The sequence below is a fragment of the Colwellia sp. BRX10-4 genome, assembly GCF_014077465.1.
In the GTDB taxonomy this organism is placed as follows: Bacteria; Pseudomonadota; Gammaproteobacteria; order Enterobacterales; family Alteromonadaceae; genus Colwellia_A.
The window spans coordinates 24,498-37,220 of sequence record NZ_JACGVZ010000026.1 but is presented as its reverse complement, the minus strand read 5'-3'; the positions used below and the strand labels follow the sequence as shown (position 1 = coordinate 37,220).

The 12,723-nt window shown below is 38.6% G+C and carries 9 protein-coding genes and 1 riboswitch; of the genes, 3 read left to right on the top strand and 6 right to left on the bottom strand.

The genetic code is table 11. The features are described from left to right. Positions 1-9 precede the first annotated feature (9 nt). From lpxK to H4J67_RS16710, 3 genes are all read right to left on the bottom strand, one after another. Entirely contained in the window at positions 10-1,098 is a 1,089-nt protein-coding gene (gene lpxK / locus H4J67_RS16720; RefSeq protein WP_182171068.1) for a tetraacyldisaccharide 4'-kinase, read from the bottom strand. Between the two features lie 21 nt (positions 1,099-1,119). Then, a complete protein-coding gene (msbA, locus tag H4J67_RS16715; protein WP_182171065.1) occupies positions 1,120-2,880 on the bottom strand; it encodes a lipid A export permease/ATP-binding protein MsbA in 1,761 nt (586 codons plus the stop codon). A 92-nt stretch (positions 2,881-2,972) separates the two neighbouring features. After that, positions 2,973-5,438, bottom strand: coding sequence for a DNA internalization-related competence protein ComEC/Rec2 (locus H4J67_RS16710; protein ID WP_182171063.1), 2,466 nt, complete (start codon positions 5,436-5,438; stop codon positions 2,973-2,975). 61 nt (positions 5,439-5,499) lie between these two features. On the opposite strand from H4J67_RS16710, the gene H4J67_RS16705 reads away from it, so the two are divergent. Continuing rightward, complete coding sequence (locus H4J67_RS16705) at positions 5,500-6,012, top strand: DUF2062 domain-containing protein (RefSeq protein ID WP_182171061.1); 513 nt, start codon at positions 5,500-5,502, stop codon at positions 6,010-6,012. 64 nt (positions 6,013-6,076) lie between these two features. Here H4J67_RS16705 and lolE read toward each other — a convergent pair whose 3' ends face one another. Genes lolE through H4J67_RS16690 form a run of 3 tightly spaced genes read right to left on the bottom strand, consistent with a single transcriptional unit; the run spans position 6,077 to position 9,291 of the window. Next, positions 6,077-7,366 (bottom strand): lipoprotein-releasing ABC transporter permease subunit LolE, encoded by a 1,290-nt coding sequence (gene lolE / locus H4J67_RS16700; protein ID WP_182204394.1) that lies wholly within the window; start codon positions 7,364-7,366, stop codon positions 6,077-6,079. Between the two features lie 10 nt (positions 7,367-7,376). Continuing rightward, positions 7,377-8,060: a lipoprotein-releasing ABC transporter ATP-binding protein LolD gene (gene lolD / locus H4J67_RS16695; protein WP_070376049.1), complete on the bottom strand. Its 684-nt coding sequence runs from the start codon at positions 8,058-8,060 to the stop codon at positions 7,377-7,379. After that, entirely contained in the window at positions 8,053-9,291 is a 1,239-nt protein-coding gene (locus tag H4J67_RS16690; RefSeq protein WP_182171057.1) for a lipoprotein-releasing ABC transporter permease subunit, read from the bottom strand. The genes lolD and H4J67_RS16690 overlap by 8 nt, the downstream gene beginning before the upstream one ends. 330 nt (positions 9,292-9,621) lie before the next feature. On the opposite strand from H4J67_RS16690, the gene H4J67_RS16685 reads away from it, so the two are divergent. Then, positions 9,622-11,694 carry a M13 family metallopeptidase gene (locus H4J67_RS16685; RefSeq protein ID WP_070376047.1) on the top strand — a complete coding sequence of 691 codons (2,073 nt, stop codon included), beginning with the start codon at positions 9,622-9,624 and terminating at the stop codon, positions 11,692-11,694. 152 nt (positions 11,695-11,846) lie between these two features. Beyond that, positions 11,847-11,991: riboswitch (cobalamin riboswitch) on the top strand. Between the two features lie 122 nt (positions 11,992-12,113). Continuing rightward, entirely contained in the window at positions 12,114-12,719 is a 606-nt protein-coding gene (cobO, locus tag H4J67_RS16680; RefSeq protein WP_070376046.1) for a cob(I)yrinic acid a,c-diamide adenosyltransferase, read from the top strand. Positions 12,720-12,723 lie beyond the last annotated feature (4 nt).

The window sequence follows — 12,723 nt, the reverse complement described above, 5'->3', positions numbered from 1 at the left end:
ATTGATTAGTTAACTTAGCGTGAATCTAGCCTTAATACGGCTCAGTTTATCTGCTTTTACTTTGTCAAATAGCGCGTCTAAAAATGGCGTTATTTGTTTATTTTCAATATGGGCATCAACCGGTAAATACCACCAGTTATTTTTAGCAAAAGACGTACATTTTACCGCGTCTTTTTCTGTCATCAAAAGTGGAATATCGTCAGAAAAACTGACAAATTGCGCTTCATTGTAATGCTGGTGATCTTTGAAGCCTACTGATGATTCAAGACTAAAGCCACTATCAACTAAAGTTTTAAAAAAACGACTAGGGTCACCAATACCGGCGATAGCATTGATACGCTTAGTGTGACTTTCGTTATCATTAAACTGTTGATAAAAATCAGTTAATGATAGCTGCTGCTTGGTTTTAACATTAACCACCGTTTTTGCCATTAAGGTCATTGTTATTTGTGGTGTACCAACTGGATAAACTTTATTATCGGTTGGCGTTGCGCCATTAAAGATAAGCGCGTCGACTGTTTTCAAACGCCATAAACCTTCACGTAATGGCCCTGCGGGTAATAACAAGCCATTTCCAAACACGCGTTTACCGTCAATAACAATAAGCTCAAAATCTCGTTCTAAGCGATAGTGTTGTAAACCATCGTCAGCAATAATAACGTCGCAGCCTTGCTGCATTAACAACCTGGCACTCGCCACTCGATCGCCGCCAACCACAACAGGAATACGATGGCGTTGATAAATTAATAAAGGCTCATCGCCTGTTTCAGCTGCGGTACTGCTTGCATTGAGTAAGTAGGGATAGTGCGGTGCTTGTCCACCATAACCTCGACTAATAACGCCAACTTTCATGTTTTGTGCAAAGCATTGCTTAATTAAGTACAAAACCACCGGTGTTTTACCGTTACCACCAATACCAATATTACCCACCACCACCACAGGGATATCGATACCAAAAGATTTAAAAAAATACAGTTGATAGCATTTTCGTCGCAACGCGGATAGCAACCAAAAAATAACAGTTAACGGTAACAATAACGGCACGAGCAGCCATTTAGCTGGGTGTTGAAAAAACCAAACCTTTTCAATTAAGCGCATAGCAAAATCTCAACCGTCATTTTATTCGCTAAATTGAAAGTTGTGTAATTTTGCATAAGCACCTTCTTTTGCTAATAACGTTTGATGATCGCCCTGTTCAAGAATTTTACCTTGTTCCATAACAATAATTTTATCGGCATTTTCAATGGTAGACAAGCGATGAGCAATAACAATACAGGTACGATCTTTTTGTAAAACTTGCAAAGCATCTTGAATATGACGTTCTGACTCGGTATCTAATGCACTGGTTGCTTCATCAAGAATTAAAAAAGGTGCATCACACAATAATGCTCGAGCGATAGCAACACGTTGGCGTTGTCCACCAGAAAGTAAAGCACCATTGTCACCAATGTTAGTATCTATTCCGTCAACCATATTTTCTGCAAACTCAAGCACATGAGCACTTTTAGCCGCAGCTAAAACTTCGTCACGACTGGCGTTGGGTTTACCATAGGCAATATTATTAGCGATAGAGTCATTAAATAACACCACCTGCTGAGAAACATAAGCAAACTGAGCACGTAAGTCTTTCAACTTGTATGAGGTAATGTCTTTTCCATCAATTAATACTTTACCCGCTGTTGCATCATAAAAGCGCAGCAAAATTGCACTGGCGGTTGATTTTCCACTCCCCGAGCGACCAACCAAAGCCACTGTTTCGCCAGCATTCGCGGTAAAGCTTAGTTGAGTAAGCGCTAATTTTTCGTCATTAGTATAAGAAAAATTAACTTGTTCAAAAGCAAGTGTTCCTTTGGCTTTATCAAGTGATTGTTGGCCCGTGTCTTTTTCATTTTCTTGGTCAAGCACCGCAAAAATACTAACACAAGCCGCCATACCATTTTGAAAGTCACTGTTAACCGTAGTTAATAACTTTAAGGGTCTCAGTAGCATAGTCATACAAGTAATCACCGTTATGAAAATCCCTGGCGTTAAACTGGCTTTCATACTTTCTAAATTGGCAACGTAAAGTACAAACGCTAACGCAAAAGAGGCGATAATTTGTATCAAGGGTACGCTGAAAGATTTAGTGGCCACCATCTTCATGCGCTGTTGACGATTATGTTTATTTATCTGACCAAAACGTTCGAACTCACGTTCTTGTCCGCCAAAGGTTAAGACCACCTTATGCGCGTTAAAGGTCTGCTCGGCAGCAGAAGTGACTTCACCCATCGCATTTTGAATTTTTTTACTAACTTGGCGAAAACGTTTCGAAACCACAGTAACAATAATAGCGATGATAGGAGTTATAAGGAGGAATATTGCTGATAACTGCCAACTGTTATAAAACATAACCGCGAGAAAACCAATCACCATAGCGCCTTGTTGCACTAAGGTAAGTAATGCTTTACTGGTTGCATTAAGGACTTGTTCGGTATCAAAGGTCAGTTTAGAGATTAACGTTCCAGTAGACTCTTTATCATGAAAAGTCACCGGTAGCGCCATAATGTGTTCGAATAAGTTTTGTCTTAAATCGGTAACGACATTATTACCCACCCAAGCTAAACAATAATTACCAAAGAAATGGCAGATACCTCGGATAATAAAACAAACAATAACAAAAAGGGGGGCCCACTTCATAAAGTTAGGATTAGCATCAGTTAAACCATCATCGATTAATGGCTGTAACTGCGAGAAAAATAAAGTGTCGATACCGGCGTAGCCAAGCATCCCTAATATAGCGATGACAAACCCTGCTTTGTAAGGTTTAGCATAACTCATTAAGCGTTTAAAATTTTGCCACGTTGTGGCTTGTGCGGCTACTTTGCTTTTACTTGCTAACATTCAGTCTCTCTGTGACTTCGCGATTAATTATTCATATCCAAGCCATTTTAGCGTTATTTCTTAGTTGCAACCAACTAATAATATTTACAACGTTAATTAGCAAACCAATATGGCTTGATATGCAGACGATAAGATTGAATTTCAAGAGCTTGTTCGGTAATGTTTATGCGGATCATTCCATGTTCAGCAGTTGCATACGGCGTTACATTGAGCTGATGATAACGTTTAAGTACCGCTTTATTAGGCATCTTCCATCGATTCATAAAACCCGCGCTAAAGATAACGGCCTCGGGTGAAACCGCTTTAATAAACCCCGTACTTGATGAGGTTTTAGAGCCATGGTGCGGCGCAACAATAACATCAGCTTTTAACTGATTAGCGATTTCAGTATTAGCGATTTCAGTATTAGCGACCAGTATTTTTTCAACTTTATGAGGAATATCACCCGTTAATAGCACCTTATATTTACCATCAGAAATATGGATCACGCACGAATTATCATTTTCTTTATCTTCAATAACCACCGGCCACAACACAGAAAAAGTGAGACCTTGCCAAGAGAAATCATCGCCTTGTTTACAACTGTGCATGTTAACAAAACTATACCTGCCAACATCTTCTACCGGTTGATTATACTTGATGTGCTTAACGATAATTTTATTTAGCGCCACTTTTTTATCGATAAAAGCCAAGCCACCAGCATGATCGTTATCAGCATGACTTAACAGTAAATAGTCAAGAGTGGTCAAGCCTTGATACTGTAAATAAGGAAAAATCACACTTTCTGCCAAGTTAAATCCACTAGGATAACTTGCCCCTGTATCGTATAAAATAGCCTGTCCATGCCTTTCAATAACAACCGCTAACCCTTGCCCCACATCAAGGACACTCACTTGCCAGTCATCATTTTTTTGTTGGTCATTAACAAACACATAACTGAATAAAAAAGTAAGTGATACTGCAACAACCAGTATTTTTTTGGGTAAGGCTAGAAAATAACTGATGAAGCATAAACCGGTGATTATCAAAACAACCACTAACGTCTGATGGTTAACGTCGATAAACAGCCATTGTTGGCTCGATAAGTAACGTAGCCACTGCCAAATAAATGTTAATGATATTAACGATAACTCAAGAAAAAATATAGCCAGCGCTTCACTAAAAGGCATAGCAACCACAGCCAATAAACATAACGGAATAGCGGTAAAACTCATCCAAGGCACGGCAATAATATTAGCAAGTAATGCAGAAAGAGGTAGTTGATGATTTAATAAAGCCGCCACAGGCAACATAAATAATGTTAAACCTAGCTGTATAATCATTAAAGAAAGGAGCCAAGCTTTTATTTTTTCAACTTTACCATCACCAGATGTTAACAGTAACTTTCGACATCGCCAGATAACCAATAATATCAGTGATACCGCATAAACACTTAGCCAAAAACTGACACTAAATAGACTAAAAGGTGATATTAATATAATGCAAACGATACTCAGTAATAACCAACGTATTATTGTTAATTTAACCCCCAATAACTTAGCGCAAATAAATATTTGCATCATGATCAAGGCACGCAATGTAGGTAAAGAAAAGCCGGCGAGATAAGCATAAAATAGTGCAATTAAGCTACTAAAAACGAAAGCCACGATACGACTGTTCTTTTTTACCACCCATAACTTGCCTTTTTCAGATAACAGTAAGTAAAACGGACTATAGCTAAAAAACATCAAGATGAATCCAAAAGCACCACTGGCAATTAAGCCTAAGTGTAAGCCAGAAATAGCCATTAAATGCTGTGTTCCTGTTGCTTGTAAAACTTGCCATTGCTCAGCGGTAATTTTGCCACGTTCGCCAAAGGTAAGAGCAAAAATAAAATGGTGCAGATCGTTTGTCAAAGCCAATGAGTCTATTAATTCATTGAGTTGTAGGTACAAATTTTGACGATAACTAGGCTGCGCTGCTATTAATTTATTTTTTGCTGAATGTTTTACATAGCCAGTAGCATGGAGTTCCTTTTGTCTTAACCATGTTTGATAGCTAAAACCGCCAACATTTGCAAAACCATGGGCAGGTTTTACTCGCACCATAAGTTGCCATTTCTGGCCTTGGTTAATCTTAGTAACTTTTTTTAAGTGATACGGTTTAACAGACTTATGATCCCAGCGGAGACGAATATTTATCTTTGATTGAAGTTTTTGTTGATTGACTTCTTCAACAACAAAATTAAAACGTGATACTTGTTTGGTCGTTTCATCCTTGTTTGTTTTACGCGTTAATGACTTTGGAATATTAGCAATCACACCTTTTACCGTTAAGGTTGTACCGAAAAAATCATCTGTAATTAGGCTATTAACTTGCCATATATTTTGATAAACGAAGCCAGCATAGAGTAACCAAGCACAGCCAAAAAAGAGCCCACTATAACTCCGTAACCTTTTGATGAGACAAAAAATGACAGCAAAACAAAAACAAATATAAACTTGCGAAATGTCTGGTACTATCGGTAAGAATAGTGACAAAATAGCACCGATAAAAAATGTAAATAGCCACCGTTCCATAGTGATTAATTTCCGTATCTGTCTAATCGATAAATAAAGCCTAGATAATATAAGTAAGTATATGCCTAAAAAACTCTTCAAGCGTTATATGCCGGATCACAACACCATAAAAAATAATAAACATTTAAAAATTTTTGGTGCGTCATTGCATAACCCCAACTTATGGCATTTAAACCGTAATTCTGTCGCAAAAGCTTTTGCCGTAGGTTTATTTTTTGCCTTTATCCCGGTACCTTTTCAAATGGTTTTAGCTGCTGGTGTTGCTATTATAGTACATTCGAATTTGCCACTTTCTGTTGCACTCGTTTGGATAACTAATCCGCTCACAATACCCGCAATTTTTTATGGCTGTTATATGGTTGGCATCTGGCTACTAGGCCGATCTGAAAAAGAATTTGTATTTGAAGCGAATTGGCAATGGCTGGTTGATAGTTTATCAACTATTGGACCAGCATTTTTACTTGGCTGTGGCGTGCTAGCGGTACTTTTCTCGCTAATAGGTTATTTTTCCATACATGGTCTATGGCGATATTCTGTTATCAAACAATGGAATAAACGTAAAAGTAGAAAGTAAAAATCTGCTCTAGTCTCGCGTTGGTTATAAAAATTATCGGTTAATAATATAAAAGTGAAACCCGCTACATTTGTCCTAACACCTGCGCTGGCTCAACTTTAGTTGCTTGCCATGCGGGGTAAATAGTCGCCAGTAGACTCATCAGTAAAGCCGTACAAACAGTGATTACAACATCAGCTTGGCTTAAGTGAGTGGGAAGAAAGTCGATAAAATAGATATCGCCTGATAACACTTTTACATTAAGAAGTGTTTCTACTGCGGTAACAATATCAGTTAAATTTAATGAGATAACAATACCTAACACTGTCCCCACTAGACAACCCACGACTCCATTAACCAGTCCTTGAAACATAAAGGTCATCATTATAACACTCGCTGGTGCCCCCATAGTTTTTAAAATAGCGATATCACCTTTTTTCTCATTGACCGCCATGATCAGCGTTGAAACAATATTAAAACTTGCTACCGCTATGACTAATATTAAGACAATAAACATCACTAAGCGCACAAGCTGTATATCATTAAAAATATGGCCGTGACTTCGTGTCCAATCATAAATGGCAACATAAGTATCATCAAAGCTATAAGCAACATCACGTGTTACCTGCAGCGCTTGAAAAACATCAGCTACTTTTATGCGAATTCCCTGAACTTGCCCCTTATCGAGATTTACCATTTTTTCGGCATGCTCAAGTGAAAGATATACAGAGTTTTCGTCAATCGTACCGCCAAATTTAAAAATGCCAACAACGTTGACTTGGTGCTTAACCGGCACCGGAAATTTAGCACTCGCTTGCTGGTTACTTTTTTGGGCGATGACATTCGATAGTAACAATTGTAGTGAGTCACCTAACTCAAGTTGTAATTTTTTTGCAACTCCGGATCCGATAATAACACCGACCGTAGGGGTTTCGGTATTTTCATTATCGACGATCGCTTGCCAGCTGCCGGCAATCATATAATCGGCAATAGTAGAAACTTGCTGTTCTAACTTTACATCGACACCACGCACAGCAACGGCTTTGAGTTCACTACCATGTTGCATCATACCGGTAAGTTTTATCACAGGTGCAGCGGCTATCACTTGTGGATGTTGTTGTGCTTTCGCCACGTGTTTTTGCCAGTTATCTATCGGCGTATTAATAGCAATTAGCTCGCCGTGAGGGATAACCGACAGCAAATGTTGCGCTAATGCTCGCTCAAAACCGTTCATTGCTGAGAGCACAATAATCAATACCATTACACCAAGCGCAATACCGATAGTGGAAGATGCTGAAATAAACGAAGAGAAGCCATTACCGTTTCGGCTACGCACATAACGTAAGCCTAAAAATAAACTTAATGATTGGGTCATTTAAAAAGCCTTAACTTTCAAGGGGCGCTAACCGGCCGTGCGATAAACGTAGTTGGCGATCCATTCTGGCAGCAAGTATTAAGTCATGGGTAACAATAACAAAACTGGTGTTTACTGTTTTATTAAGGTCACGTAATAACTGATATATTTGCTCTGCAGTATCAAAGTCTAAATTCCCTGTTGGTTCATCAGCTAATATTAACGAAGGTTTAGTCACTAATGCCCGAGCAATAGCTACACGTTGACGTTCACCACCAGAAAGCGCTGAGGGCCGGTGCTCAAAGCGATGACTTAACCCAACCTGTGTGAGCATTTCTTGTGCAGCAGCTAAGGCCGCTTTAGGTGAATCCCCGCGAATCAGTAAAGGCATTGCCACGTTTTCTTGTGCTGAAAACTCCATCATTAAATGATGGAATTGATAAATAAAACCAATATGTTTATTGCGAAATTTAGCACGTTGCTTGTCAGATAACTGGTGGATATCAACACCGCTAATAAAGACCTGCCCTGAAGACGGAGAATCTAGTGCTCCAGCTATATGTAAAAAAGTACTTTTACCACAACCAGAGCTGCCCACTATAGCAACAAGTTCACCCGCATCTACTGACAAATCAAGCCCGTCTAAGACTTTGGTTTCAATGCTACCTTGATAATATGACTTTGATAATTGCTGACAAAGTAAACCTTTACTCATTTCGTAAAACCTCGGCAGGCTCTGTTAAAGAAGCCTGATAAGCGGGATATAATGTAGCAATAAAACTCATCGCTAACGCTGATAAAACAATACTAAACACATTATTCACTGATAGTTCGACGGGCAAAGACTGCCCTGCTCCCAATAAATTAACACCGAGAAGGGTAAATATAGTGTTTAAATTTAAGGTTAGTATGGCGCCAACCACAGTACCGATAGTGACGCCCCAAAAACCATTAACTAAACCTTGAGTAATAAATATTTTTACCACGCCAAGGCGATCTAGCCCAAGTGTTTGTAAAATACTAATTTCACCCTTTTTTTCGATAACAACCATCACTAAAGCGGAAACAATATTAAACGCGGCAACGGCAATAATTAAGCTCAACATCAACCACATCATATTTTTCTCCATGCGCACAGCAGAAAATAAAGCGCCTTGAGTATCGCGCCATGTCGTAAAATCATACTGTGGATATTGTTGTTTTAAACGTTTGACCACTTGCTCAGCAGCAAAAGCATCATCAAGATACAAACGAAGTTTTTCAACGCCATCACCTCTTTGTCGATGAAGTTTTGCGCCATCTTTACTGTGAATATAGACCAGTCCTTCATCAACTTGTGAGCCAACACTAAAAATACCAGCGATGGTAAAAGTGCGTTGCACCGGAATTCTCCCCATTGGGGTAAAAACGGTTTTATTAGGCAGTGTTAAACGTATTTTATCACCCAAATCGACATCAAGTTGTCTTGCTAACGACTGTCCGATAACAATGGCAAAGCTCTGTGTCGATAGATTATCTAAATGTCCTGATACCATAGAGTTGTTAACAATATTGTGCTGCTCGAATTCAGGCATGATTCCTTGAATGAGTACACCGCGTAATGCGCCAGAATTAGCTTGTATGAGTGCTTCACTTTCCAACAAAGGAGTAACTTCTTTAACTTTAGGCGTAAGTAATAATTGTTCACGTAGGATTTGCCATGTAGGTAAAGCATTGTTTTTGTTTTGCAGAGGTTGATTGGCGACGACAATATGGGGAACTAGACCCAATATTCTCCGTTTTTGTTCACCTTCTAAACCGTCCATAACGGAAACAACTGTGATCAATGATGCGACACCCAGGACGATACCGACAATGGAGAAAAAAGTGATAAAGGATACAAATCCAGAACTTTTACGGCTACGACTATAGCGTAGCCCAATGAAAAAACTGACGGGTTGAAACATTAATTAAACTTCATCTTATGTTATTCAGTAAGAGAACTATTACTCTATAAGTAGCCACAGCATAGCACAGTCAATGTTTTATTTGGCAGCAAAAAAGCCAATAATTAATATTGATAAAAATCAAAGTTAAAAATATTACGATTATTTTCAATTAGTTAAATAAAAAAATAAAAAAGTCATCAGGCTTAATGTACAAAATAAAATACGGCACTGCTGATACATTATGTAAAAATTCATGTCCAAATCTAGTAAAAAGCCCTGTAACCCTTTAGTATCAATGCGTTTACCATTTTATAACCATATTCTTTACTTAATAATAATGAGATTACCATGAAAAAAATAATAACAGGTGCAGTCTGTTCTTCGTTATTGTTGCTTGCCGCTTGCAACGACAATCCAGAAAGCACTGAGACAACTAAGCAAGAAATGCCTATCATGCAAAAAACTGCATTAGCTTCAGGTATCGACAAAGCAACAATGGACTTATCCGTTCGTCCGCAAGACAACTTTTATCGTTATGTAAACGGTGCTTGGTTGAACGCTAATGAAATCCCTGGAGACAAAACGTCAATTGGTGCCTTTTATGACTTACGTGACGAAGCTGATGACAATGTAAAAGTAATCATTGAAGAATTAGCAGCAACAGAAAATTTAAAAATGGGCAGCGACGAACAAAAAGTAGCTGACTTATTCCGTTCATATATGAACATGGATGCACGTAATACTGCAGGTACGGCTCCTATTCAACCATTATTTGATAGCATCAATGGTTTAAAAGACAAGAATGAACTTGCAACATTTTTTGGTGAAAATCAAAAAAATGGTGTCGGTAGTCCGTTAGCGTTTTATATTAGCGTTGACGGTAAAGACTCAACTCGCTATGCCACTCATATTTGGCAAACAGGTTTAGGCTTACCCGACAGAGATTACTACTTTGATGAAACCGAACGCTTTGCCGCATTGCGTAAAGGTTATGTTGCTCATATTGAAAATATGTTCAATTTAGCTGGTTTGAAGAACGGTAAAGCTGCTGCGCAAACGGTCATGGCAATTGAAACTAAATTAGCAGGTTTTCATTGGACAAAAATTGAAACTCGTGACAGCAGTAAAACTTACAATAAATTCGATGTCGCTGACTTAAATACAGTTACTGATGCATTTAACTGGAATGCTTACCTTGCTGCTCAAGGCGTATCAGCGCAAAAAGACATCATTATTAACCAACCTTCATTTGTTAAAGGTTTTGGCGAAATATTTGCAGCAACCCCATTAGCTGATTGGCAAACTTACTTAACTTTCCATACCTTAAGTAACTTTGCTGGTTCTTTAACCGCTGACTTAGATAATGAAAACTTTGACTTTTATTCTCAGCAGTTAAGAGGACAAAAAGAACAACGTCCAATGTGGAAGCGTGGTGTTGGCGTAGTTAACAGCAATTTAGGTGAGGTTATTGGTAAAGTTTATGTGAGCCGTCACTTTAAGCCTGAAGCTAAAACCCGTATGACACAACTTGTTGAAAACTTACGCGGAGCATATGGTGCAAGTATTGATGAACTAGAGTGGATGTCTGATTCAACTAAAAAAGCTGCCCATGTTAAACTAGCAAGCTTTGATCCTAAAATTGGTTACCCAAATAAGTGGGAAGACTACTCCGCACTTGTTATTAAAGGTGATGACTTAGTGGGCAATAAAATGCGTTCTGGTAGTGTTTCTCATCAAAAAGAAGTCGCTAAGTTAGGTGGTCCAATTGATAAGCAAGAATGGGGCATGACGCCGCAAACTGTTAATGCTTATTACAATCCAACTAAGAATGAAATTGTTTTCCCTGCAGCCATATTACAACCACCATTTTTCAACTTAGCTGCTGACGATGCGGTTAACTATGGCGGTATTGGCGCGGTTATCGGTCATGAAATGGGTCACGGATTTGACGACCAAGGGAGTAAGTATGATGGCGACGGTAACATGCGTAACTGGTGGACTGAAGCAGATTTAGCGGCCTTTAAAGTTCGCACCGATGACTTGGTAAAACAATACGATGGCTATTCAGTATTTGAAGACTTAAATGTAAACGGTTCTTTAACACTGGGCGAGAATATTGGTGATTTATCAGGGGTAACTATCGCGTATAAAGCTTATATTGCTTCATTAAATGGTAAAGAAGCACCAGTAATTGACGGACTAACTGGCGATCAACGTTTCTTCATGGGCTTTGCTCAAGTATGGCGTGGAAAAAAGGTTGAGAAATCATTACGTAATCAAGTAGCAACTGACCCTCATTCACCTGGTGAGTTCCGTGCATTAGGTTCTTTATCTAACATGCCTGAATTCTACAAAGCGTTTAACGTTAAAGAAGGTGATGCTATGTATATCGCCCCTGAGAAACGTGTAAAAATTTGGTAAGCCAATGGCTTAGTTAAATAACGTTCTTATTAGAAAAATACTAAAATGCCAACAACTATTGTTGGCATTTTTATTACTGAAAATTCCTTGCCTTAGATTCTATTTATCAAAAATATAAAATCAATGATGTTTAATACCGCTAGATATTGTAAATAATTATAAATCTCGTAAACTAACGCAACGTAAACGTGTTTAGGGAATAAGGTGAGAAACCTTGACTGTTCCCGCAACTGTAAATTGTAGTGACTTAAGAGTTGCCAATGAGTCAGCATACCTATCCACAATAAGATTACCACCATTAACATCAATAAAATCGTGCGGGAATACACGGTAAATTGCTATTTTTTAAGGGACCCCCTTAACGTTAGCCTTGCCTTTTCTCCTCTTTAAAAAAACTATAATTACCCATAGGAATACTCATGGTTGACGAAACACAAAAAAGTGAAAAACACCAAGCACGCATGCAAAAAGTAAAAGACAAAGTTGATGCAAGAGTTGATGCTGCCACTGATGAACGCGGTATATTAATTGTAATTACAGGTAACGGTAAGGGTAAGTCAACATCAGGATTTGGCACGCTAACTCGCGCAGTAGGACACGGTCTAAACGCAGCAGCCATTCAGTTTATAAAAGGCACTTGGGCTTGTGGCGAAAGAAATGTCCTAGAAAAGCTCGGCGTACCTTTTCACGTGATGGCAACAGGGTTTACTTGGAATACACAAGATAAATCAACCGATATTGCCGCTGCTCAACTTGTTTGGAAAGAAGCAAAGAAACTATTAGCTGACGAAACCGTTGATGTTGTGCTACTTGATGAACTGACTTATATGTTGTCGTTTAAATACCTTGATCTTGATGAAGTACTAGACGCCATCGCTAATCGCCCGCCTATGCAACATGTAATAGCCACAGGCCGTGGCGCACACCGTTCACTCTTAGAATTAGCTGATACAGTAAGTGAAGTGCAATCGATTAAACATGCTTTTGATAATAATATAAAAGCACAAAAAGGTATTGATTGGTAATAAC